This window comes from Sulfitobacter sabulilitoris (assembly GCF_005887615.1).
GTDB classification, from domain to species: Bacteria; Pseudomonadota; Alphaproteobacteria; order Rhodobacterales; family Rhodobacteraceae; genus Sulfitobacter_E; species Sulfitobacter_E sabulilitoris.
In genome coordinates, this window is sequence record NZ_VANS01000001.1 from 380577 (window position 1) to 403967 (window position 23391).

25 protein-coding genes are annotated in these 23391 nt (G+C 65.8%); 14 read left to right on the forward strand and 11 right to left on the reverse strand.

Annotation, left to right across the window (positions count from 1 at the left end; translation table 11 throughout):
• The first annotated feature begins 153 nt into the window (after window positions 1-153).
• The 3 genes from FDT80_RS01750 (at window position 154) to coaD (ending at window position 2170) form a co-directional block, all read left to right on the forward strand.
• Entirely contained in the window at window positions 154-1050 is an 897-nt protein-coding gene (locus FDT80_RS01750) for a LysR family transcriptional regulator (RefSeq protein WP_138660515.1), read from the forward strand.
• Window positions 1051-1108: 58 nt separating this feature from the next.
• A complete protein-coding gene (locus FDT80_RS01755) occupies window positions 1109-1543 on the forward strand; it encodes a CBS domain-containing protein (RefSeq protein WP_138660516.1) in 435 nt (144 codons plus the stop codon).
• A 108-nt stretch (window positions 1544-1651) separates the two neighbouring features.
• Window positions 1652-2170: a pantetheine-phosphate adenylyltransferase gene (coaD, locus tag FDT80_RS01760; protein ID WP_138660517.1), complete on the forward strand. Its 519-nt coding sequence runs from the start codon at window positions 1652-1654 to the stop codon at window positions 2168-2170.
• Window positions 2171-2320: 150 nt separating this feature from the next.
• On the opposite strand, the gene gap (FDT80_RS01765) is transcribed toward coaD, so the two are convergent.
• The 3 genes from gap (FDT80_RS01765) to gap (FDT80_RS01770) all read right to left on the reverse strand — a co-directional run bounded on the left by gap (FDT80_RS01765) (window position 2321) and on the right by gap (FDT80_RS01770) (window position 4701).
• Complete coding sequence (gene gap / locus FDT80_RS01765; protein WP_138660518.1) at window positions 2321-3319, reverse strand: type I glyceraldehyde-3-phosphate dehydrogenase; 999 nt, start codon at window positions 3317-3319, stop codon at window positions 2321-2323.
• Window positions 3320-3435: 116 nt separating this feature from the next.
• Window positions 3436-3579, reverse strand: coding sequence for a hypothetical protein (locus FDT80_RS18805; protein WP_170311759.1), 144 nt, complete (start codon window positions 3577-3579; stop codon window positions 3436-3438).
• Between the two features lie 120 nt (window positions 3580-3699).
• On the reverse strand, window positions 3700-4701 hold the full coding sequence (gap, locus tag FDT80_RS01770; RefSeq protein ID WP_138660519.1) for a type I glyceraldehyde-3-phosphate dehydrogenase: 1002 nt from the start codon (window positions 4699-4701) through the stop codon (window positions 3700-3702).
• A 199-nt stretch (window positions 4702-4900) separates the two neighbouring features.
• Here gap (FDT80_RS01770) and FDT80_RS01775 point away from each other — a divergent pair, with 199 nt between their 5' ends.
• A complete protein-coding gene (locus FDT80_RS01775; protein WP_138660520.1) occupies window positions 4901-5869 on the forward strand; it encodes a DUF808 domain-containing protein in 969 nt (322 codons plus the stop codon).
• A gap of 3 nt (window positions 5870-5872) precedes the next feature.
• Here FDT80_RS01775 and FDT80_RS01780 read toward each other — a convergent pair whose 3' ends face one another.
• The 3 genes from FDT80_RS01780 to tkt all read right to left on the reverse strand — a co-directional run bounded on the left by FDT80_RS01780 (window position 5873) and on the right by tkt (window position 9351).
• Complete coding sequence (locus tag FDT80_RS01780; protein WP_138660521.1) at window positions 5873-6424, reverse strand: HPF/RaiA family ribosome-associated protein; 552 nt, start codon at window positions 6422-6424, stop codon at window positions 5873-5875.
• 197 nt (window positions 6425-6621) lie between these two features.
• Window positions 6622-7164 carry a cytochrome P460 family protein gene (locus FDT80_RS01785; protein WP_138660522.1) on the reverse strand — a complete coding sequence of 181 codons (543 nt, stop codon included), beginning with the start codon at window positions 7162-7164 and terminating at the stop codon, window positions 6622-6624.
• Between the two features lie 171 nt (window positions 7165-7335).
• Window positions 7336-9351, reverse strand: a complete 2016-nt coding sequence (tkt, locus tag FDT80_RS01790) for a transketolase (RefSeq protein ID WP_138660523.1) — start codon at window positions 9349-9351, stop codon at window positions 7336-7338.
• A gap of 271 nt (window positions 9352-9622) precedes the next feature.
• Between tkt and FDT80_RS01795 the strand changes: the two genes are divergently transcribed.
• The 3 genes from FDT80_RS01795 to FDT80_RS01805 all read left to right on the forward strand — a co-directional run bounded on the left by FDT80_RS01795 (window position 9623) and on the right by FDT80_RS01805 (window position 11575).
• Window positions 9623-10156 (forward strand): hypothetical protein, encoded by a 534-nt coding sequence (locus FDT80_RS01795; RefSeq protein WP_246039802.1) that lies wholly within the window; start codon window positions 9623-9625, stop codon window positions 10154-10156.
• Window positions 10156-10548, forward strand: coding sequence for a cell division protein ZapA (locus FDT80_RS01800; protein WP_138660524.1), 393 nt, complete (start codon window positions 10156-10158; stop codon window positions 10546-10548). Before FDT80_RS01795 ends, FDT80_RS01800 begins: the two co-directional genes overlap by 1 nt.
• Before the next feature lie 205 nt (window positions 10549-10753).
• Window positions 10754-11575 (forward strand): VOC family protein, encoded by an 822-nt coding sequence (locus FDT80_RS01805; RefSeq protein ID WP_170311760.1) that lies wholly within the window; start codon window positions 10754-10756, stop codon window positions 11573-11575.
• A gap of 75 nt (window positions 11576-11650) precedes the next feature.
• Here FDT80_RS01805 and grxD read toward each other — a convergent pair whose 3' ends face one another.
• The 3 genes from grxD to FDT80_RS01820 are packed head-to-tail and all read right to left on the reverse strand — an operon-like array spanning window position 11651 to window position 12505.
• Complete coding sequence (gene grxD, locus FDT80_RS01810) at window positions 11651-12013, reverse strand: Grx4 family monothiol glutaredoxin (RefSeq protein WP_138660526.1); 363 nt, start codon at window positions 12011-12013, stop codon at window positions 11651-11653.
• Entirely contained in the window at window positions 12010-12255 is a 246-nt protein-coding gene (locus FDT80_RS01815; RefSeq protein WP_138660527.1) for a hypothetical protein, read from the reverse strand. Before FDT80_RS01815 ends, grxD begins: the two co-directional genes overlap by 4 nt.
• A 7-nt stretch (window positions 12256-12262) precedes the next feature.
• Entirely contained in the window at window positions 12263-12505 is a 243-nt protein-coding gene (locus tag FDT80_RS01820; protein WP_138660528.1) for a BolA/IbaG family iron-sulfur metabolism protein, read from the reverse strand.
• Between the two features lie 171 nt (window positions 12506-12676).
• Between FDT80_RS01820 and FDT80_RS01825 the strand changes: the two genes are divergently transcribed.
• The 6 genes from FDT80_RS01825 to FDT80_RS01850 all read left to right on the forward strand — a co-directional run bounded on the left by FDT80_RS01825 (window position 12677) and on the right by FDT80_RS01850 (window position 20497).
• Window positions 12677-13645, forward strand: a complete 969-nt coding sequence (locus FDT80_RS01825; protein WP_138660529.1) for an XdhC family protein — start codon at window positions 12677-12679, stop codon at window positions 13643-13645.
• Complete coding sequence (locus FDT80_RS01830; RefSeq protein ID WP_138660530.1) at window positions 13642-14643, forward strand: molybdopterin-binding protein; 1002 nt, start codon at window positions 13642-13644, stop codon at window positions 14641-14643. The genes FDT80_RS01825 and FDT80_RS01830 overlap by 4 nt, the downstream gene beginning before the upstream one ends.
• A gap of 115 nt (window positions 14644-14758) precedes the next feature.
• Window positions 14759-15244 carry a (2Fe-2S)-binding protein gene (locus FDT80_RS01835; RefSeq protein ID WP_138660531.1) on the forward strand — a complete coding sequence of 162 codons (486 nt, stop codon included), beginning with the start codon at window positions 14759-14761 and terminating at the stop codon, window positions 15242-15244.
• Window positions 15245-15325: 81 nt separating this feature from the next.
• A complete protein-coding gene (locus FDT80_RS01840; protein ID WP_138660532.1) occupies window positions 15326-17686 on the forward strand; it encodes a xanthine dehydrogenase family protein molybdopterin-binding subunit in 2361 nt (786 codons plus the stop codon).
• A 102-nt stretch (window positions 17687-17788) separates the two neighbouring features.
• Window positions 17789-18580, forward strand: a complete 792-nt coding sequence (locus FDT80_RS01845; RefSeq protein WP_138660533.1) for an FAD binding domain-containing protein — start codon at window positions 17789-17791, stop codon at window positions 18578-18580.
• 171 nt (window positions 18581-18751) lie between these two features.
• Window positions 18752-20497: an OmpA family protein gene (locus tag FDT80_RS01850; RefSeq protein WP_138660534.1), complete on the forward strand. Its 1746-nt coding sequence runs from the start codon at window positions 18752-18754 to the stop codon at window positions 20495-20497.
• Window positions 20498-20613: 116 nt separating this feature from the next.
• Here FDT80_RS01850 and infC read toward each other — a convergent pair whose 3' ends face one another.
• Window positions 20614-21186: a translation initiation factor IF-3 gene (gene infC, locus FDT80_RS01855; RefSeq protein ID WP_138660535.1), complete on the reverse strand. Its 573-nt coding sequence runs from the start codon at window positions 21184-21186 to the stop codon at window positions 20614-20616.
• Between the two features lie 178 nt (window positions 21187-21364).
• Between infC and FDT80_RS18810 the strand changes: the two genes are divergently transcribed.
• Window positions 21365-22264: a translation initiation factor 3 gene (locus tag FDT80_RS18810; protein WP_170311749.1), complete on the forward strand. Its 900-nt coding sequence runs from the start codon at window positions 21365-21367 to the stop codon at window positions 22262-22264.
• Window positions 22265-22526: 262 nt separating this feature from the next.
• Here the strand turns inward: FDT80_RS18810 and FDT80_RS01865 are convergent, their stop codons facing one another.
• Window positions 22527-23363, reverse strand: coding sequence for a ferredoxin--NADP reductase (locus tag FDT80_RS01865; protein WP_138660537.1), 837 nt, complete (start codon window positions 23361-23363; stop codon window positions 22527-22529).
• Between the last annotated feature and the right edge of the window lie 28 nt (window positions 23364-23391).

Below are 23391 nucleotides of genomic sequence, written 5' to 3' on the forward strand. Positions count from 1 at the left end.
GCGCGACAGTAGGCTTGCAAAAACCCAAGGGGAAGGGGCAAGATGCCAAAACCGTCTTGCATTTTTGCAAAACGCGCGAGGGGCCAGCCCCGTCCCGGCACGCCGGGGCTCCCCCAAGGCATTTGGGGTCAAAAGATACGGGAGCGAGACCGGATGCACACGAACTGGGAGGATCTGAGGCTGTTTCTGGCGGTCGCGCGGGAAGAAAGCCTGTCGGGCGCGGGAAAGCTGTTGCGGCTCGATCCGGCGACGCTGGGGCGGCGCATGGCGCGGCTGGAGGAGGGCCTGCAGGCGACGCTGTTCGCGAAATCGCCGCAGGGCTATGCGCTGACCGACGCGGGCGCCGAATTGCTGGCGCGGGCCGAGGTCGCCGAGCAGGCAATGCGCGCGGCCACCGCCGGATTGCCGGTGCCGTCCGGGCGGCTGACCGGTCAGGTGCGGATCGGTGCGCCCGACGGGGCCGCCAATTTCCTGTTGCCGCAGGTCTGCGCCGCAATCGCCCGCGACAATCCGGACCTCGACATCCAGATCGTCGCCCTGCCGCGGGTCTTCAACCTGTCGCGCCGCGAGGCCGACATGGCTATCGGTGTCAGCGCGCCGACGGCGGGGCGGCTGGTGGTGCAGAAAGTGACCGATTACAAGCTGCACCTGGCCGCGGCGCAGACCTATCTTGATCGCAATCCCGCCCCCGAAAGCCTGGCCGATCTGAAGGCCCACCGGTTGGTGGGCTATATCCCCGACATGATTTTCGACCGGGAACTGGATTACCTGTCGGAAATGGGAATCGGGCGGGTGCCGCTGGCGTCGAATTCCGTGTCGGTGCAGATCAACTGGATCCGGCAGGGCGGCGGCATCGGGGTCGCGCATGATTTCTCGCTGCCGGCGACGCCGGGCGTGCGCAGGATCCTGATGGACCAGGTCAGCCTGCGGCGCGCCTTCTACCTTATTCGCCACGCCGACGATCAGCGCAATCTGCGCCTGTCGCGCTTTGCCGAGGACCTGGCCGGCGGTCTGCGTGCCGAAGTGGCCCGGCTCGAGGCACTGGCTTGACTTGCAACGGTAATGCGGTGACGCTGAAGCATGGCTGCATTTTCCGAGGGAGGTTGAAATGCTGGTGTCTCAGATCCTCAAGAGCAAATCCGACGACGCGGTGGTGACGGTTCCGCCGACGATGCTGCTGTCCGAGGCCGCGGGCATCCTGTCGGAGCGACGCATCGGGACATTGGTGATCTCGCGCGACGGTCAGAGCCCCGACGGCATCCTGTCGGAACGCGACATCGTCCGCGAGATCGGTCGGCGCGGGTCGGGGTGTCTGGCGCACACGGTGTCGGAGTACATGACCTCCAAGCTGGTGACCTGTTCGCGCGACGACCGTGCCGATGCGATCCTGCAACAGATGACCGACGGACGGTTTCGTCACATGCCGGTGATCGAAGGCGGCCAGCTTGTCGGGCTGATTTCGCTGGGCGACGTGGTCAAGGCGCGGCTGACCGAACTTGCGATGGAAAAAGACGCGCTCGAAGGCATGATCATGGGTCACTAGGCGCAGGATCGGTCGGGCAAAGACGGTGATGCGCGCACACAAGCGGCTTGCAATCGCCTGCGCGACCTGATTGCTTGTACCGCAAGATCAAATATCAGGAGCGTCCGCATGCGCGTTGGCCTCTATCCCGGCACCTTCGATCCGATCACATTGGGTCATCTCGATATCATACGCCGGGCGGCGGCACTTGTGGACCGGCTTGTGATCGGGGTCGCGATCAACCGCGACAAGGGGCCGTTGTTTTCGCTGGAACAGCGCGTCGCCATGATCGAGGCGGAATGCGCCAAGCTGAGCGATCAGACCGGCACAGAGATCGTCGTGCACCCGTTCGAGAACCTGCTGATCCACGCCGCCCACGATGTCGGGGCGCAGGTCATCGTGCGCGGACTGCGCGCGGTGGCGGATTTCGAATACGAATACCAGATGGTCGGCATGAACCGGCAACTCGATGACAGCGTCGAGACGGTGTTCCTGATGGCCGAAGCCCAGCATCAGGCGATCGCCAGCAAGCTGGTCAAGGAAATCGCCCGGCTTGACGGCGATGTCAGCAAGTTCGTGACGCCTTTGGTCAATCAGGAATTGCTGCGTCGCTTCGGCGCCAAGGCCAAGGCCGCCGCGACGGCCTGATCCGTCGATCGGGGCCGGCGGGCGGCCGCAATCCGTCGGATGTCAATCGCGCCGCCATTTGGCCTGATACCACGTCTGATGCCGCTGAGCGCGCATGACCGGGTTGATCGACTGTCATCCGATCGCCGCGCGCCGCGCCGCGTACCCTGCCTAGAGCCCGGCCATCAGGGCGGCTGTATCCAGCATCCGGTTGGAAAAGCCCCATTCGTTGTCATACCACACCAGGACGCGCACCATGCGCGCATCCAGCACCTGCGTCTGGTCGGCGGCGAACACGGCGGAGTGGGGGTCGTGGTTGAAATCCACCGACACCAGCGGGCGGGCGGTAACGGCCAGAATGCGGCTGTAGGGGCCTGCGGCGGCATCGGCCACGATCTGGTTGATCTCCTCCACGCTGGTGTCGCGCCCCGCCTCGAAGGTGAGGTCGACGCAAGACACATTCGGTGTCGGCACCCGGATCGCGGTGCCGGCGATGCGACCGTCGAGTTCGGGCAGCACCAGGCCGAGCGCCTTGGCGGCACCGGTCGTGGTGGGCACCATCGACAGTGCTGCGGCGCGCGCGCGGTAGAGATCCCTGTGTGCGGTATCATGCACCGGCTGATCGCCGGTATAGCTGTGCACGGTGGTCATCATCCCGCGCGTGAGGCCGACAGCGTCGTTCAGGATCTGCGCGATGGGGGCCAGGCAATTCGTGGTGCACGACCCGTTCGACACGATCCTGTCGTCCGCCGTCAGAATGTCGTGGTTCACGCCGAAGACCACCGTTTTCATCGCGCCCTTGCCGGGGGCCGAGATCAGAACCTTTTTCGATCCGTTCGTGAAATGGCGCGCCGCCGCCTCGGCTTCGGTAAAGACGCCCGTGCACTCAAGCGCCACATCGACACCGTCCCAGGGCAGATCCTCGGGCGTGCGCAGGGCCGTCACCGTGATCGGGCCCTGGCCCACGTCCATCGTGCCGTCCGACAGGGTTACGGGGCGGCCATAGCGGCCATGCACGCTGTCGTATTCGAAAAGATGCGCATTGGTGTCGAGCGGGGCGAGGTCGTTGATCGCGACAACCTGAAGGTCGTCGCGCCCCGCATCCATCAGCGCACGCAGTACATTGCGGCCGATCCGGCCAAATCCGTTGATTGCGATACGGGTGGTCATCCGAAATCCCCTTTGTCCGGTGCGGCCGGTCCGCGGGGTCCGTCCCGGCGACACCGATAGCGCTAACATCGAGCGTGAAACAAAGCCATTTGACCGGCGATGTCAACCCTTGGGTGTCAGCGCCAGAAGGCGATCCATTCGATCAGTTCAAAGAGTTTCTTGCTGAGGAAAACCACGTGATCGGATCCAAAGAGGATCACGTCGGTCACCACAATCGCCATGATCAGCAGGCCGAGGACAAGCGCGATGCGGTTGGTCATGGGGCCTCTGGGATGGGGCGGGGCACCGCGAGCGGCGCCGGAGCGGGAAATGAAAACGGCAAGGCCGGTATGACAGCCTTGCCGGATGCTCGCAAGCCGGGTGATGCGCGCGCGGCGCGACTAACCCAGGCGCCCCATCGCGACGGCGACGTCGGCCATGCGCACGGAAAACGCCCATTCGTTGTCGTACCAGCCCAGTACACGCACGGTCCGGCCCGCGACCACGATGGTCTGATCCGGCGCAAAGATGCAGCTATACTCGGTGTGATTGAAATCGACCGATACCTTCTGCTCCGGATCATAGGCCAGTACGCGGGCCATGTGGCCCTGGGCGGCGGCGCGGGCGGCCTCGTTGATCTCTTCCACGGTAACGTCGCGCGACGCCTGGAACGTCAGGTCTACGGCGCTCACGTTAGGTGTGGGGACGCGCATCGCGGTGCCGTCCAACCGGCCCTTGAGCGCCGGCAGCACCTCGCCCAGCGCCTTGGCCGCGCCGGTCGATGTGGGGATGATCGCCATGGCGGCGGCGCGCGCGCGGTACAGATCGTCATGCCGGCGGTCCAGCGTGGGCTGATCGCCGGTATAGCTGTGGATCGTGGTCATCAGCCCGCTTTCGATGCCCACGGCCTCGTGCATGACCTTGGCCAGCGGGGCCAGGCAGTTCGTGGTGCACGACCCGTTCGACACCATCCGGTCCGACGCGGTCAGCGTGTCGTCGTTGACGCCGAAGACCACGGTGCGGTCCACGTTCTTGCCGGGCGCGGACAGCAAGACGCGCTTGGCCCCGCGATCCAGGTGCACGCCGGCCTTGGCGCCGTCGTTGAATTTTCCGGTGCATTCCAGCACCACGTCGCAGCCCGACCAATCCAGTTCTGCCATGTCATAGGTCGAGGACACAGGGATCGGCCCATGCCCCAGGTCCAGCGTACCGTCACCCACCGTCACCTCGCCGGGAAAGCGGCCATGCACGCTGTCGTACTTGATCAGATGCGCGGCCGAGGCCAGCGGCCCGGTGGCGTTGATCTTGACCACTTCGATATCGTCGCGCCCGCTGGCCGCGATATGCGAAAGCGTACAGCGGCCGATGCGGCCAAACCCGTTGATGCCGACTTTGATGGTCATGCTCTTTCCTTTGGTCATGCTGGTGTCGCGCGTTCTATATCGGCGGGGGCCGAGGGGTGAAATGGACAAAACGCACCGATTTCCGGGTGTTAGCGATAAACCTGCCGGTCTGACGCGACGGCGCGCAAAGCGGTTGGCCAAACCGCGCGCGGGTGCTAGCTGATACGGGAACACGAGCAAGGAACCGAGGAGCGGTGATATGAGTGGTCTTTTGGCCCTGCTGGACGATGTGGCGTCGATCGCCAAGGTGGCCGCGTCTTCGGTCGACGATGTGATCGGGCAGGCGGCCAAGGCCGGGTCCAAGGCCGCGGGGGCGGTGATCGACGACGCCGCTGTCTCGCCGAAATACGTTCAGGGTTTCTCGGCCGAGCGTGAACTGCCGATCATCTGGCGCATCACCAAGGGATCGCTCAAGAACAAGCTGGTGTTCTTGTTGCCGATCGGGCTTTTGCTCACCAACTTCGCGCCCTGGCTGATCACCCCGCTTCTGATGTTGGGCGGGGCCTATTTATGTTTCGAGGGGGCGGAGAAGGTGCAGCACGCGCTGTTTCCCCACAACCCGGCGCAGGTGTTCAAGGAGGATTTGCCGGGCGATCCCGCTCATCTGGAAGAAGAAAAGGCGCAAGGCGCGATCAAGACCGATTTCATCCTGTCGGCGGAAATCATGACCATCGCCCTGGCCGCCATCCCCGAAAGCAATTTCTGGTTCGAGGCGGCGACCCTCGCGGTGGTCGCGATCATGATCACGGTTGTGGTCTACGGCGCGGTGGCGCTTATCGTGAAAGCCGACGATGTCGGACTACATCTCGCCTCCGAAGGGTATTTCGGTGCCACTCGCGCCTTTGGCCGCGGGATCGTCAAGGCGATGCCGGGCCTGATGAAGGGCCTCACGATCATCGGCACGGCGGCGATGCTCTGGGTCGGGGGCAACATCGTGATCCACGGGCTGGACGTGGTCGGGTGGAGCTGGCTCTACGACCGGATCCACGACATCGCGGTGGCGCTCGCGCATCAGGTTCCGACGCGGATCGAGGCGGCCACCGAATGGGCGGCGACCGCGGCGATGGACGGGGTGCTGGGCCTGGCGCTCGGGCTCGTGCTGATCCCGGTGGCGACACGGGTCCTGGTGCCGATCTGGGGCAAACTGTCGGGCGGCAAGACCGCCTGACGCTCAGTCGCGCAGCGATACGTTGACCGCGTAGGGGCCCTTTTCGCCCTCCATCAGCGTGAAGTGCAACGTGCTGCCGACGGTCACGTCCTTCCAATCCCTGCCGACCATGCTGTCGCGCTGGAAGTACACTTCGTCGCCCGATGGCAGCGCGGCAAAGCCGAAGCCATCGCGCGGAAACACATCGACCACGGTGCCCTGCTGTTTTTCGGGATGGGTTTTGACGTGCACGCCGTCGTGGCGCCGCAGGTGCCCCACCAGTTGCCGCCGGGCGCTGGCAAAGCTGTCGCGCAAAGCGACCTTGAGGTCCTCATGGGCATTCACATCGCCGGGCTTGCGGCTGACCGACACCTTGCCCGTCGGCACTTCGATGTCGATGGACACCCGGTAGATATGGCCCTGAACGCCCTTTTTCTTGGGCAGGTCCACGGTGACGGTGCAGGATGTGATGCGGTCGTGCACCTGTTCGAGCTTGGCGATCCTGTCGCGGATCAGCGGCTCGATGTCCGGGGCCGGGTCAAAGCCGCGATAGATGATCCGGGGTTGCGTTTCCATGAGCTGTCCCTCTGTGGCCGGAAAGATACGCGGCACTGTGGCACCGCGGTCCGGCGCGCATACTGATCGGGGTCAATTCGGCTGCGGGGCGGATCATGGGCGTGGAGGTCGACACGGGGTGTCGCGCGCGCGACCCACCATTGCCGACGCGGCGGTGCCGTTCGGCCCAAGGCGTGATCGCACCGGTGACGCCGCCGCTATTCCACTGTCAGGTCGGCATCCGTCGTGAACAGATAGTCGCCTCCGCCAGCGTCCTGATGACAGGCGATGCAGCCGGCCTCGGCACCCTTGCCCACCAGCCCCGCAAGCGCCATGCCCGCCGGGTTCTGATCAAGCGTGCCATCTGCCAGATACTTGGCCCAGAACCAGTTTCCGGTCTCGGGATCATAATCCGCCTCGCGTTGAAACATGACGGTGATCGACCCAAGGTGATCGTCGGGGTTCGACAGGATCTCGTCGACGGACACCCCCTCCGGTCCGTAGTTGCGCTTGACGACCAAAGCTCCGGTGTGCCCGTCGATCGTGGTGCGGGTATAGAATGTCTGAAGCATCAGGCCGTGCGGTTCGACGCCCTGGTAGGGAAACGCCTGGATGGCGCTGTCGCCCGTCAGGCCCAATGCCTCCATCCGGGCCCAAAGTTCGGCCGCGTAGGATTTGTCGGCTTCCGTGCCTGCAAGCTGTTGGGACAGTGCCGTTGTCGCGCTGACAACAAGAGCGATACCGATCAAAGACTTTTTCATATGAGCCTCCTCGATTTGCTACCTCAAGTAGAAAGTCTTTGCGCGCGGCGGTCAAATCACTTTCCCTCGACGGTGCGGGCACCGGCCTTTGGCGGATCAGTCAGCCGTTTTGACAGGCAAAGGGCGCGACCCTTGCGGATCGCGCCCCGTTTTCCACCCGGTCGTCGGGTGTTACAGCAACGCCTTTACCTTGTCGACCACGGCCTGGGGCGTGATGCCGAACTTGTCGAACAGCACTTCGGCGGGTGCGGAGGCGCCGAAGCTGTCCATGCCGACGAAATCGGCCTTGCCCCATTTGCCGCGCTCGCCCAGCAGCCACTGGTCCCAGCCCTGGCGCACGGCGGCCTCGATGCCGACGCGGACCGGACCGCCCGGCAGAACCCGTTTGCGGTAGGCTTCGTCCTGCGCGGCGAACAGCTCCATGCAGGGCATGGACACGACACGCGTGCCGATCCCGTCGGCCTGCAGCATGTCGCGCGCGGCCATCGCCACGCTGACTTCGGATCCGGTCGCGATCAGGATGACCTGTCGCTTGCCTTCCGCGTCGGCCAGGACATAGGCGCCCTGCGCGGTCAGGTTCTTGGTCTTGTGGTCGGTGCGCACGGTTGGCAGCCCCTGACGGGTCAGCGACAGGACCGACGGCGTTTCGGTCGCGGTCAGCGCGATTTCCCAGGCCTCGGCCGTTTCGATCGTGTCGGCGGGGCGGAAGACATAGGTGTTGGGGGTGGCGCGGCTGATCGCCAGATGCTCGACCGGCTGATGGGTCGGCCCATCCTCGCCGAGGCCGATGCTATCGTGGGTCATCACGAAGACGGTCGGGATGCGCATCAGCGCGGCCAGCCGCATCGCCGGGCGTGCGTAATCGGTAAAACACATGAAGGTGCCGCCATAGGGCCGCACCCCTCCATGCAGGGCCATGCCGTTCATCGCCGCCGCCATGCCATGTTCGCGGATGCCCCAATAGACATAGCGCCCTGCACGGTTGTCCACGTCGAACACGCCCAGATCGGCGGTCTTGGTGTTGTTCGATCCCGTCAGGTCCGCCGAGCCGCCGACGGTTTCCGGCAGGATCGGGTTCACCACTTCTAGCACACGCTCCGAGCTGGCGCGGGTGGCCAGCTTCGGCGCGGTTTCGGACATCTGCTTTTTGAACGCCTTGATCGTCGCCGACAGCTTGTTCGGCGCCTCCAGCCTGTAGGCGCGGTTGAAGGTCTCGCGCTTGGCGCGGGGCAGGGTGTCGAACCGCTCCTCCCAGGCGCGGCGGGCATCGGCACCGCGTGCGCCGATGGCCTCCCATGCGGCTTTCACCTCCGCCGGCACCTCGAACGGCCCGGCTGTCCAGCCATAGGCGGCTTTTGCGGCAGCCATCTGATCGGCGTCGGTCAGCGCGCCGTGCCCCTTGGAGGTGTCCTGCGCCGCGTGGCCCAGCGCGATATGCGTCTTGCAGGCGATCATCGTGGGCAGGTCGCCCTCGCGGGCCTGTGTCAGGGCCGCGTCGATCGCCTCGGGGTCGTGGCCGTCGATTTCGATCACGTCCCAGCCCGCCGCCCTGAAGCGCGCCGGCTGATCGGTGCGGTCGGACAGGCTCACGGGGCCGTCGATGGTGATGTCGTTGTTGTCCCACATCACGATCAGCTTGCCCAGTTTGTGACGCCCCGCCAGCGTGATCGCCTCCTGGCTGACGCCCTCCATCAGGCAGCCGTCACCGGCGATGACATAGGTGTAATGGTCCACGGCCTTCTTGCCATAGGTGGCGCGCTGGATTTCCTCGGCCATCGCAAAGCCCACGGCGTTGGAAATGCCCTGTCCCAGCGGGCCCGTGGTGGTCTCGATCCCGCCGGCATGGCCATATTCGGGGTGGCCCGCTGTGCGCGCGCCCCACTGGCGGAAATTCTTGACCTGCTCCAGCGTCATGTCCTCGTACCCGGTCAGATACAACAGCGAATAGATCAGCATCGATCCGTGACCGGCCGACAGGATGAAACGGTCGCGGTCGGGCCAGGCGGGGGCCTTGGCGTCGAACTTGAGGTGCCGCTCGAACAGGACGGTGGCGACATCGGCCATGCCCATCGGCATGCCGGAATGGCCTGAATTGGCCGCTGCGACCGCGTCCAGCGTCAACGCGCGGATGGCGGTCGCCTTGGACCAGTGATCGGGATGGGCGGTGGCGAGGGCGTTCAGATCCACGGGGCAGGCTTCCTTTGGGTATGAGCTTTGGGCTAGGTCCATACCAGCCAGCGGCCAAAGATCAAGCGCCGCCGCGCGCGCAGGCCCTTGCCGGGCGGTTCGGCAGGATGAAGCGCAGCGTGCAAGGCGTTGATCGCAAAGGGGGGCGCATTTATTTTGCCCTTTGGGTAGGATTGCCCCACACAAGCGCCACAGGCGCGATTCGCGGATCGGACCGCCCGGGGGGCGCCGCCGAAGAGACCGCGGGGCCCTGATAGACATAGAGGTGGGTATGAGTGACATCGACGAGTTGCAGCGGCGGATCACCGCAGCGATGGACCGGGTGGCCAAGGGGCTGGACGGACTGGCCGCGCAGGGCGACCGCGACGACGCCTCCGTCCGGCAGCAGCTGGACGAGGAAAAGACCGTCAACGCGCAACTGACGGAACGCGTGCGGGTGTTGAAAGAACGCCAGGACGCGGCGCTGGCCCGGCTGGAGGCGCAGGGCGCACAGGCCGAGGCGCGGATGACAAAGCTCGACACCGACCTGCAAAAGCTGCGGCGGGTGAATGCGCAACTGACCGAAGCCTGCGATGCGCTGCGGCGCGCCAACGAAGAGGGCGTGGGCGAGCCGCATCTGATCAACAAGGCGATGATGGCCGAACTGGAAAGCCTGCGCGCGGCGCGGGCCGTCGATCTGTCCGAGGCCGACACGATCCTTGGAGCGTTGACCCCGCTGTTGCAAGCCGCTGCACGCGATGACGGCGCCGGAGCGGGGAATGCCGCCGAAGCCGCCGGGACCAAGACCGAAGAGGAGAGTGCCTGATGCCCGAAGTGACGATTTCCATCGGTGGCCGGCAGTTCCAGGTGGCCTGCCAGGAGGGCGAGGAGCATTATCTGCACTCGGCCGCCAAGATGCTGGACGACGAGGCCCAGGTCCTGTCCGACCAGGTGGGCCGCATGCCCGAATCGCGGATGCTGCTGATGGCGGGCCTGCTGCTGGCCGATAAGACCGCCAGCGTCGAGGACCGGGTGACCGAGGTGCAGGCGAAACTGGCCGAGCGCGAGGCCGAACTCGAAGGGCTGCGCGGCGCTGTCGTGGAGCCGGAGCGCGTCGAGGTGCCGGTGGTGCCGCAAAGCGTCACCGACACACTGGCCGAACTGGCCGCGCGCGCGGAGGCGCTGGCCGCGTCGGTAGAGGAGAAAGCGGCGTCCTGACCACGGGGCACGCGCCCGCCCCGGCGATGCGTGATCCGAAGGCGCGGCTGCGCCGCACGACAGGTCCGCGATCATTCTCTGCGACAATGATCGCGGGGCGGGTGCCGCGCGTGATCGGGCGATGCGCCCTCGCGGCACTTGAGCAACATCAATGCGGCTTGGCCGCATCCGCGCTATGCGACAGCAGTCCTTGTCCAGATGCGGAGTGGCCCAGATCATGATCACCAATGGCGATATTCCCTTTGGCGCGCCCAACTGGGCCGATTGCGCCACCACAGATCCCGACGCGGCGGAGCAGTTCTACCACAAGGTGTTCGGCTGGACGAGCCAGGACATCGGCAACAAGGACAGCGGAGAATACGCGCTCGAGCGGCTGGAAGGCATGCTGGTCGCGGGCATCTATCCGTTGAACCCCGAACTGCGCGCACAGGACGTGCCGCCGCATTGGGCGACCTATTTCAAGGTGCGCGACGTGGACGCCACCCTGAAACGTGTCGAAGAGGCGGGCGGCGCATGCGTCGACGGCCCATTTGGCGCTTTCGAGGGGGGCAAGATCGCGGTGATCCGCGACCCCGTCGGCGCGCTGGTCCGAATCTGGAGCGGCGGACATGGCCACGGCAGCGAGGTCATGGGCGTGGCCGGAGCGATGATGTGGAACGAGCTTTGCACCCGCGAGCCGGACCGCGCGGGGGAGTTCTACGCCCGCGTCTTTGACCTGGAACGCCAGGAGGTCGAGGCCGGACCGGAGCCCTATACCATCCTCAAGCGCGATAACCGCCCCGTCGCGGGCATCCTCCATCAGACCGAGGACATGGAAGACCGGCCACCAAGCTGGGACGTGTATTTCGCCAGCGACGATATCGACGCGACCGTGGAGGCCGTCAAAAAGGCGGGCGGCAGCGTGGTGAAAGAGCCCTTCGACCTGCCTGTCGGCGCGCGGATCGCCGTGTTGCAGGATCCGCAGGGTGCGACGTTTGCCGTAATGCGCTGGCTCGATATTCCCGAAACGGCGCAGGCCGCGGGCTGACATCCGGATCACCGGAAAAGACCCGGTCGCGCGCAGGGCGGCGGCCGGGCCTTGCGTAGTGCACTGGGGCGTGGATCAGCCGTTGGCTTCGCGGATCTTGTCGGCGGCGTCCTTGTCATAGGTGACGCCGCTTTGCTCGAACAGGGTGTCCAGCTCGCCCGAGAGGGTCATCTCGGTGATGATGTCGCAGCCGCCGACGAATTCGCCTTTGACGTAAAGCTGCGGGATCGTCGGCCAGTCGGAGAATTCCTTGATCCCCTGACGCAGGGCCTCGTCGGCCAGCACGTTCACATCGTTGAATTCGACACCCATGTAGTTGAGCACGCCGGCCACCCGGCTGGAAAATCCGCATTGCGGCATTTCCTTGGTGCCCTTCATGAACAGGACCACATCGCTTGCGGTGATGGTTTCACGGATCTGGGTCGTTGCGTCGGTCATTTCGTTTTGTCCTTTGGTATGAAGGTTCTGGCGTATTCCTGCGGGTCGCGGGGCACCTTGAAGCTGCTGGCGTGTCCGCCGCCGCCGCCACCTGAGAAATAATTCGCCTCGATCGTGTGATAGCCCTTGCCGGGCAGGCTGCCGCGCTCGGTGTCCCTGGTGTGGCGCAGGGCCTGCAGCCCGCGCAGCACCGCAACCACGACGATCGCAATGCACAGGATCCCGATGAGCAACCAGTCCATCGCGCCGTTACTCCGGCGCCTTGGTGGTCAGCGCCAGCGCGTGCAATTCGCCCGCCGATCCGTCCATCTTGCCCTTGAGGGCCGCATAGACGGCACGCTGTTGCTGGACGCGGTTCAAGCCCTTGAACGACGCGTCGACCACCTCGGCGGCATAGTGGTTGCCATCGCCGCGCAGGTCGGTGATCGTGATCTGTGCGTGTGGAAACGTCTCGCGGATCAGGTCTTCGATGTCGCGGGCTTGCATGGGCATGGGCGGGCTCCGGTCTGGTGTGGCTTCATCGCCAGATGTAGTGGCCATGGCCAAGTGCTACAAGATGTGAATTTGTGCGCAGGCGGCGGGCAAGCCTGCGCCGGTGCAACGGAAATATCGGCAGACAGGGTCGCGCGGAGCCGCCATACTGTGTGCCAGGGGAGAAACGCGATGGATGTCTTTGATAACGCACCGGAACGGGCGCTGGAATGGGTCGATGCGGGCCGCGGGGCCGTTCTGGCGACGGTGATCGAGACATGGGGGTCCGCCCCGCGTCGGGTGGGCGCGCAGCTTGTCATCGCGGGCGACGGCGAAATGCAGGGCTCGGTGTCGGGCGGTTGCGTCGAGGGCGCGGTGGTCACGGAGGCGCTGGAGGCGCTGGAGGATGGTGCGCACCGGGTTCTCGAATACGGCATCAGCGATGGCGACGCCTTTGCCGTGGGGCTGGCCTGCGGCGGAACGATCCGCATCCTGGTCGAACCCGTTGGCGCGGCGATGCCCGAGGCGCTGCTGCGCGAACTGGTCGCGGCGCGCGCCGCGCGCAGCCCCGTCGCCTACGAGGTCAACCTCGACACCGGGGCGCGGGCGCTGGTGGACCAGGGCCATGCGCACCGCTTTGCCACGGATCGGTCGGGGTTCGAGGAGGACGGCGCGCTGTTCGTGGCGATTCACAACCCGCCGCTTCGCCTGATCGTCGTGGGCGCGGTGCATATCGCACAGGCACTGGTGCCGATGGCGCGCATCGCGGGCTACGACCCCACCATCATCGACCCGCGCGGCGCCTTCGGGTCGGAGGCGCGCTTTCCCGGCGAGACCATCGTCGCGGACTGGCCCGACGAGGCGATGCAGGACCTGCGCGTCGACAGCCGCACCGCCGTCGTGCTGCTGACCCACGATCCCAAGCTGGACGATCCCGCGCTGCACATCGCGCTTCGCTCGGGCGCGTTCTATGTCGGTGCGCTGGGATCGAAACGCACCCATGCGTCGCGCATCGCCCGGCTGCAGGAGGCGGGCTTTACCGGCAAGGAGATCGCGCGCATCCATGGCCCCATCGGCCTTGATATCGGCGCGGCCAGCCCGCCCGAAATCGCGGTGTCGGTGCTGGCCGAGATGACCCAGGTCCTGCGGCGCGGCGCATGAGGTTCGGCGCGGTTCCGCTGGCGCAGGCGCAGGGCGCCGTGCTGGCCCATTCGGTGCCGGTCACGGCGGGCCGACTGCGCAAGGGGCGTGTGCTGGCGCAGGCGGATATCGCGGCGCTGCAAGAGGCGGGCATCACCGAGGTGATCGTGGCGCGGCTCGACGATGGCGATGTCGGCGAGGATGCGGCGGCGCAGGCGCTGGCCAATGCCCTTGTGCCGGATCCGGCGGCGGCGCAGCTTGACGTGACCAAGCCGTTCACCGGGCGCGTGAACCTGCTGGCACGGGGTCCGGGCGTGGCGGTGCTGGATGCGGGCGCGGTGCAGGCGGTCAATCGGATTCACCCGATGATCACCGTCGCCACGGTGCCGCCCATGCAGCAGATGGCGGGGGGCGGCATGGTCGCCACGATCAAGATCATTTCCTACGCCGTTCCGGGGGCCGCGCTGAAGACCGCCTGCGCCGCCGCGCGCGCCGCGATCCGGCTGGCGCCGCCGGTGCTGCGCAGTGCGTCGCTGATCGTCACCGAAATCCCCGGCGGGGCCGGCGACAAGGGCCGCGCGGCGATCGAGGCGCGCACCGACGCTTTGGGTCTGACGATGGAGCAGGTCACCCTGGTCGCGCACCGCACCGACGCGCTGGCCGCCGCGCTGCGTTCCGCCGCGTCCGATCTGACGCTGATCCTGACCGGCTCGGCCACCTCCGATATCGACGACGTCGCGCCGTCCGCCCTGCGCGCGGCCGGCGGCCGGGTGGAGCGGTTCGGGATGCCGGTCGACCCCGGTAACCTGCTGTTTCTGGGCGATCTCGGCGGGCGCGCGGTCATCGGCCTGCCGGGCTGTGCGCGGTCGCCCGCGCTGAACGGGGCCGATTGGGTGCTGGCGCGGGTGGCCTGCGGGATCGCGGTCACCGGCGACGACATCGCGGCGATGGGTGTGGGCGGGCTGTTGAAAGAGATCCCGACGCGCCCGCAACCGCGCCGCAAGCGCCCGGCGCCCTGAGCATCCTGCACTATCGTGCACCAACGTGAAGATGTTCAAGAATTGTGTTCTCAAGTCGCGGCGCGCGTGTTTAACTTCGGAACAATTCAGATCTGTCGAAATAGGGGAGGACAGCATGACACAGGTCAAGATGACCGTGAACGGAAAAGCCGCGTCCGGCGATGTGGAAGGGCGCACTCTGTTGTCGTCGTTCCTGCGGGAGCAGCTGAACCTGACCGGCACGCATGTCGGATGCGACACCAGCCAGTGCGGGGCCTGCGTGGTCCATGTGAACGGCGAGGCGGTCAAGGCCTGCACCATGCTGGCCGCCGAAGCCCAGGGCGCCGAAGTGACCACCATCGAGGCGATGGCGAATGCCGACGGGTCGCTCAGCGTGATCCAGCAGGCGTTCCAGGATCACCACGGGTTGCAGTGCGGCTTTTGCACGCCCGGCATGGTGATGTCGGCGGCAGCCCTGCTCAAGGAAAACCCCAAGCCGACGGAGCGCGAGGTGCGTGTCTATCTTGAGGGCAATATCTGCCGCTGCACGGGCTATCACAACATCGTCAAGGCGATCATGGCCGCCAGCGGCCAGGACGTGAGCCGCATCGCCGCCGAATAGATCATCGTAACACGTGGAATCGCCCCTTGCGGAGAGGAGCCGCAGGGGAAGCCCGGTTCCACCTTTAGGGAGGAGAGACAAATGCCAAAGGACGGAGGCATCGGTGCCAGCTCGAAGCGGCGCGAGGACGTGCGGTTCCTGACGGGGACCGGCAATTACACCGAAGACATCAACATCAACGGGCAGGCGCATGTGTTTTTCCTGCGCTCTGACGTGGCGCACGGCACGATAACGTCGATCGACACAAGCACCGCGGCGGACATGCCCGGCGTCGTGCAGATTTTTACCGGCGCGGATTTCGAGGCGGTGGGCGGTGTGCCCTGCGGCTGGCAGGTGACCGACAAGCACGGCGACCCGATGCAGGAGCCGCGCCACCCGGTGCTGGCGCATGGCAAGGTCCGCCACGTGGGCGAACCCATCGCCGCCGTCGTCGCCGAGACGCTGGCGCAGGCGCGCGACGCCGCCGAGGCGATCGAGGTCGATATCGCCGAATTGCCCGCGGTCGTGAACATGCGCGATGCGCTCAAGGACGGCGCGCCCAAGGTGCACGACGACCTGACAGGCAACCTGTGCTATGACTGGGGTTTCGTGGAGGAGAACAAGGAGGCCGTCGATCAGGCGTTCCGCGATGCGGCGCATGTGACCAAGCTTGAGCTGATCAACAACCGCCTCGTGGCCAACCCGATGGAACCGCGTGTGGCGGTGGGCGACTATGCCCGCGGCACCGGCGATCACACGCTCTATACCACCAGCCAGAACCCGCATGTCATCCGCCTGCTGATGGGCGCCTTCGTGCTGGGGATACCGGAGCATAAACTGCGCGTCGTCGCCCCGGACGTGGGTGGCGGTTTCGGCACCAAGATCTTTCACTACCAGGAAGAGGCGTTTGTCACCTTCGCGGCCAAGGCGTGCAACCGCGCGGTCAAGTGGACGTCGAGCCGCTCGGAGGCCTTCATGTCGGACGCGCATGGCCGCGATCACGTCAGCACCATCGAACTGGCGCTCGACAAGGACAACAACTTTACCGCGCTGCGCACCGATACCTATGCCAACATGGGCGCGTACCTCAGCACCTTTGCGCCGTCGGTTCCGACATGGCTGCACGGGACGCTGATGGCGGGCAACTACAAGACGCCGCTGATCTATGTGAACGTCAAGGCCGTGTTCACCAACACCGTGCCGGTCGATGCCTATCGCGGGGCTGGCCGCCCCGAGGCGACCTATCAGCTGGAGCGGGTGGTGGACAAGGCCGCGCGCGAGCTTGGGGTCGATCCCATCGCGCTGCGGCGGCAGAACTTCATCACCGAATTTCCTTATGCCACGCCGGTGGCGGTGGAATACGACACCGGCGATTACGTGGCGACGATGGACAAGCTCGAGGAGATCGGCGATTTCGGCGGCTTCGAGGCGCGCCGGGCCGAGAGCGCGAAGAACGGCAAGCTGCGCGGCCTGGGCGTGAACTGCTACATCGAGGCCTGCGGCATTGCGCCCTCGAACCTCGTGGGGCAGCTGGGCGCGCGGGCGGGCCTGTTCGAGAGTGCGACGGTGCGGGTGAACGCCACCGGCGGGCTGGTCGTGATGACCGGCAGCCACAGCCACGGGCAGGGCCACGAGACGTCATTCGCGCAGGTCGTGGCCGAGATGATCGGCATCGACGAGAGCATGATCGAGATCGTGCACGGCGACACCGCCAACACCCCGATGGGCATGGGCACCTATGGCTCGCGCTCCATCGCGGTGGGCGGATCGGCGATGGTGCGCGCGACCGAGAAGATCATCAACAAGGCCAAGAAGATCGCGAGCCACCTGCTGGAGGCTTCGGAAAGCGATATCGAGTTGAAGGACGGCGCGTTCAGCGTCGCCGGCACGGACAAATCCGTGGCCTGGGGCGATGTCACGCTGGCGGCCTACGTGCCGCACAACTATCCGCTCGAGGATATCGAGCCGGGGCTGGAGGAGACGGCGTTCTACGATCCGTCGAACTTCACCTACCCGTCGGGTGCCTATTCCTGCGAGGTGGAAGTGGACCCGGAGACCGGCAAGGTCAGCATCGAGCGGTTCTGTGCCGCCGACGACTTCGGTAACATCATCAACCCGATGATCGTGACCGGCCAGGTGCACGGCGGTCTGGCGCAGGGCATCGGACAGGCGTTGCTGGAAAATTGCGTCTATGACGACAACGGCCAGCTTCTGAGTGCGAGTTACATGGACTACGCCATGCCCCGGGCCGATGACCTGCCGTTCTACGATGTCGATCACAGTTGCCAGACCCCCTGCACGCATAACCCGCTGGGCGTGAAGGGCTGTGGCGAGGCCGGGGCCATCGGCAGCCCGCCCGCGGTGGTGAACGCGGTGGTCGATGCGCTGCAGCGCGGCGGCAAGGATGTGACCCACATCGACATGCCGTTGACACCGTCGCGCGTCTGGGCGGCGATGCAATGACCTGAGTGGGCGGACCGGGGGCCAGCCCCCGGACCCCCGGAGTATTTATGACCAAAAGAAGCATGGGGCCGCGAGGACCCTGACGCTTCGGGAAGGACCAGGATGTATAATTTCGATGTAGAGACCCCGACCAGCATCGCGGATGCCGTCAAGGCGCTGGGGCGCGAGGAAGCGCAGCCGCTGGGCGGTGGGCAGACGTTGATCCCCACGCTCAAGCAGCGGCTGGCGAGCCCGTCGGTGCTGGTGTCGCTGACCGGGATCGCGGAAATGAAGGGCGTGTGCATGACCGACGACGGGCAGCTGGCCATCGGTGGCGCGACACCGCATGCGGTCGTCGCGCGCGAAGCGGCGCGCCATTATCCGGGGCTGGCCGACCTGGCGAGCCATATCGGTGACCCGGCGGTGCGCAATCGCGGCACCATCGGCGGATCGCTGGCCAACAACGACCCTTCGGCCTGCTATCCGGCGGCGGCGCTGGGATCGGGGGCGACGATCATCACCGACAAGCGCGAGATCGCGGCGGACGATTATTTCCAGGGCATGTTCGCCACCGCGCTGGACGAAGGTGAGATCGTGACCGAGGTGCGGTTCCCGGTGCCTGAGGTGTCGCATTACCAGAAGTTCGTGCAACCGGCCTCGCGCTTTGCGCTGGTGGGTGTGTTCGTCGCCAGGTTCGGCGATGGGGTGCGGGTGGCCGTCACCGGCGCATCCAACGACGGCGTGTTTCGCTGGACCGAGGCGGAGACGGCGTTGTCGTCGAATTTTGCCGCCGACGCGGTGAATGGCCTCGCGCTTTCGGGGGCCGACATGATCAGCGACCTGCATGGATCGGGCGACTACCGCGCCCATCTGGTGGGGGTGATGACCAAGCGGGCCGTGGCCGCCGCCCGCTAGCCACACCGCTCTGACACGGATTGAAGCGCCGCGTGGTCCCGCCGGACTGCGCGGTTTTTCGCTCGCGGAGCGGCGCTTTGCTGCGCGGTGGGAACGGCCGTGACCTTGGGGGCGTTCTATGTCCGATAGCGCGATGCTAAAGGCAGCGCATGCAATGAAAGGTCAAGACCCATGAAATCCATCCTCAACGCAACGACCGCCCTGACGGTTTGTGTCAGCATCAGTATGCCCGCAACCGGCTTTGCACAGGAAGGCGCCGGGCAGTGCCAGTTCACCGAAGAGTTGCCGACCGTGCCCTGTGTCCTTGGCGATGGGCAGGTGATCGGATCGATCGAAGAGTGGATGACGGCCAAGGCCGGCGGCGCAGAGGCCCAGGCGGCCGCGCAAGCGCAGCAGGAAGCCGAAGCACAAGCAGCGGCTGACGCGCAAGCGCAGCAGGAGGCCGAGGCGCAGGCAGCGGCGGACGCGCAGGCGCAGCAGGAGGCCGAGGCGCAAGCAGCGGCGGACGCGCAAGCGCAGCAGGAAGCCGAAGCACAAGCAGCGGCGGACGCGCAAGCGCAGCAGGAAGCCGAGGCACAGGCAGCGGCGGATGCGCAAGCGCAGCAGGAGGCCGAAGCACAAGCAGCGGCTGACGCGCAGGCGCAGCAGGAAGCCGAAGCACAAGCAGCGGCGGACGCGCAGGCGCAGCAGGAAGCCGAAGCACAGGCAGCGGCTGACGCGCAGGCGCAGCAGGAGGCCGAGGCACAAGCAGCGGCGGACGCGCAAGCGCAGCAGGAAGCCGAGGCGCAGGCAGCGGCGGATGCGGATGCCGCCAAAGACGAGCGCAAGGCAGCCCGCAAAGCCGAGCGTCAGGCCGCGCGGCAAGCCGAGCGTGAAGCTGCCGCAGCCGCGGCAGCAGCGGCGGATTCATCCGGTGCAGACAACGTCGAAGTGACGACGGAAGAGGTGGCGGAGGAAGACGTCCGCACCTCGAACCAGGAATTTTCAACCGACGTGACCGGAAATGCTCCGTCGGCCTCTGCCGAAAGCGACGACAGCGGTGGCTTGAGCAAGTTCGAAAAAGCTCTACTGCTGGGCCTTGGGGCGGTGGCGGTCGGCACCGTTCTGAAGAACGGCGACCAGGTGATGAGCCGTTCGGGTGACCGCGTCGTGGTTGAGCGCGACGGCGAGCTTCGCGTGCTCAAGGACGATGATGCGCTGCTGCGCCAGCCCGGCAACGAGGTACGCACGGAGACCTTCAACGATGGCTCGACGCGCAGCACGGTGACGCGCGAGGATGGCAGTCAGATCGTGACGATCCGCGGCCGCGACGGGACGGTGCTGAGCCGGACACGGATCGGCACCGATGGCGAGGCGACGGTATTGTTCGACGATACGGTCGCCGCACAAGAGGTCGTGGTGTCGGAGTTGCCCCAGGTGGAGGAGCAGAGCTTTGCCGCGTCGGACCAGAGCGAGAACGCCCTGCGCGCCGCGCTGGCCGCGGAATTGAACCGCGACAACACGCGGCGGTTCTCGCTCAACCAGGTGCGTGACATCCGTCAGGTGCGCGCTCTGGCCCCCGAAATCGAACTGGATGCGATCCGCTTTGAGACCGGATCGGCGGCGATCCAGCCCGAACAGGCGCGGGCCCTGGCCGAGATCGGTGGCGCCATCCGCGAGATGATCGCGGAGGATCCGCGCACCGTGATCCTGGTCGAGGGACACACCGACGCCGTGGGCAGCGCGACCTACAACCTCGCGCTGTCGGACCGCCGGGCGGAGACCGTGGCGCTTGCCCTGACGGAGTATTTCGATGTGCCGCCGGAAAACCTGATTACGCAGGGGTACGGTGAAGGATCCCTGCGCATTCAGACCGAAGAGGCGGAGCAATTGAACCGTCGTGCCGTGGTGCGGAACATCACCGCCTTGCTGCGGTGACGCGGCCCCCCAGGGCCAAGACCTTGGTGCCATGACAAGAAAGCGCCCCCGCGATCATCGCGGGGGCGCTTTTGCATCTGGACTGTCACGATCACCGGCGCGGTGCTCTTGACCTGTCACTTGGAGGGCAGGGGCCCGATCAGCATGACCATCTGACGGCCTTCCATCTTTGGAAAGTTCTCTACCCGACCGACGTCCTTGGTGTCTTCGGCGACCCGCTCAAGCAATTCACGACCCAGGTTCTGGTGCGCCATCTCGCGCCCGCGAAACCGCAGCGTGATCTTGACCTTGTCGCCGTTCTCGAGAAACTTGAAGACGTTGCGCATCTTGACGTCATAGTCGTTGGTGTCCGTGTTGGGGCGGAACTTGACTTCTTTGATCTCGATGATCTTCTGTTTCTTGCGGGCTTCGGCTTCGCGCTTCTGGGTCTCGTACTTGAACTTGCCGAAATCCATGATCTTGCACACAGGCGGGTTCGCGTTGGGCGAGATTTCGACAAGGTCGAGGCCAGCCTCTTCGGCCATTTCCATGGCGCGGGCGGGCGTCACCACACCGACGTTATCGCCGTCGGCGCCGATCAGGCGGATTTCCGGGGACCGGATCTTGTCATTGACGCGCGGGCCGGTGTCACGTTGGGGCGGCGCGTTGTGGGGTCTGCGAGCGATGGCTGTAGTCCTTTGGTTGTTAATACTTTCCGAGCCGCCAAGCTAAACCCGCGCGAAAGGCACTTCAAGCCGCAAAATAGGCCGGTACTGGCTGGAAATGGCCGAATAATCCCTTGAACCTTTCCATTTTGACGCTCATTTGACACCACAAGGGAACACGCCGCCGAAATCGACGCGGCCAAGGTCTGAAGGGATCAAGGACATGAGAAATCTGATTTGGATTATCGTAGCGGCCGGTATCGCGGGCGGGGCATACCTGCTCTATACCGGTCAGACGGTTCAGGAAGCCACGCAGGAGGCGTCGGATGCCGTGAATGCACCCGAAGCGCTGGAAAGCGCGACCGAGGCCGCAGGCGACGCGGCGGATGCCACAGGCGAGGCGGTCAGCGACGCGGTGGATGCGGCCAGCGAAGCCGCCGACGCGGCAGCGGCAGCGGCAGGCGATGCGGCCAATGCCCTGTCCGAAACCGCCTCGGACGCGGCGGACGCCGTCGAAAGCATGGCGAGCGATGCAGCCGAAGCGGTGAGCGAAGCCGGCGCGGGTGCGATGAACCTGGCCGAGGATGCGGCTGAAGCGACCGGCGACGCGGCGACAGAGGCCGCGACCGCAGTGGAAGAGACCGCCGAGACCGCCGCCGACGCCACGACCGACGCCGCAACGGACACCGTGCAGGCCGTTGAAGGTGCTGCGACCGACGCGGCCGAGGCGACATCGGAGACCGTTGACGCGGCGGCGGAGGCGGTGGACGAGACGGCGACAGAGGCTGCCGAGGCGGCAGAAGGCGCGACGGAGACCGTGACCGAGGAGACCGCTGACGCCGTGGACGCCACTGCCGAGGCTGACGCAACGGTCGACGCGCAGGGCACAGAGGCGACGGCGGAAGTGACGGCAGATGCCAGCGCCGACGTCACCGCCGAGGAGGCGTTGACCGTGGAGAGCTTCGACATGGAAAAGGTCGCCGAAATGATCGAGAACTCCGATCTGGGCGCGATGGAGAAAACCCTTCTGGCCAACGGTTTGCAGGCCGCGCAAGACAATCCTGAACTGCTCGAAGCGTTCTTGACCCGCGCGCGCGAGGCCTTGGGTATGCCCGCCAACTGAGCGGATCACCGATCCGGCGGACATGTCCGCCAGAGAAGGCCGCGCCCCCTTGGGACGCGGCCTTTTTGCTGCTTGAAGGGCCAAGGATCACTGTCGGCGGAGGGCGCTGCTTTGCCTGCCGCGGATAGCGTGCCTGGCGGGTGTGATGTGGGTGCCGACGGATCAAAGGGCGGCGGCGCAGGTGCGGCGTGATCCCGACACGGCCGCGGTCACGACACCGGCATGGTCATGCCGGGCCGCGAGTTGCCCCCGACAAGGCCGATCAGCCGACGAATGCCTTTTCGACCACGTAGTGTTTCGGGTCGGAATTCGCGCCTTCCTCCAAGCCGAAGCCTTCGAGGATCTCCTTGATATCCTTGTTGAACCCCAACGATCCACAGACCATCGCGCGATCGGTGTCCGCCGCGATCCCGTCAAGCCCCAGGTCGGCAAAGACCGTGCCGTCTTGCAGCAGCGTGGTGATGCGGCCCATCTTGGGGCTCTGCTCGCGGGTGGTGGTCGGGTAATAGACCACCTTGCCGTCCACCATCTCGCCGATCAGCGGATCGCTTTCCAGCCCGGCGATCAAGCGGCGGCCATATTCCAGTTCGGCGACGTCGCGGCAGGTATGGGTCATGATGATCTGGTCGAACTTCTCGTATGTCTCGGGCTCGCGCAGCAGCGATGCGAAGGGCGCAAAGCCGGTGCCGGTGGCGAACAGCCACAGCCGCTTGCCGGGCAGCAGCGCGTCATGCACCAGCGTGCCCACAGGCTTGGGTCGCAGAATGATCTGGTCGCCGGGTTGGATATGCTGCAACCGGCTTGTCAGCGGGCCGTCCTGGACCTTGATCGAATAGAACTCAAGCTCGTCGTCCCAGGCGGGCGACGCGATGGAATAGGCGCGCAGCAGCGGCTTTTGCTTGCCCGTCTTCGGGTCCGGATCGCCCATCAGGCCGATCATCACGAATTCGCCCGACCGGAACCGCAAGGACGCGGGCCGCGTCACCCGAAAGGAAAACAGCTGATCCGTCCAATGCTGGACAGAGGTCACGGTCTGCGCATCGGGCAGGGTGGCGACTTTGGTGGCGGCGGCTTGGGTCACGGGTGTCTGCTCGGTCATATGGATATCATCGCGCGGGTCTGCGCCC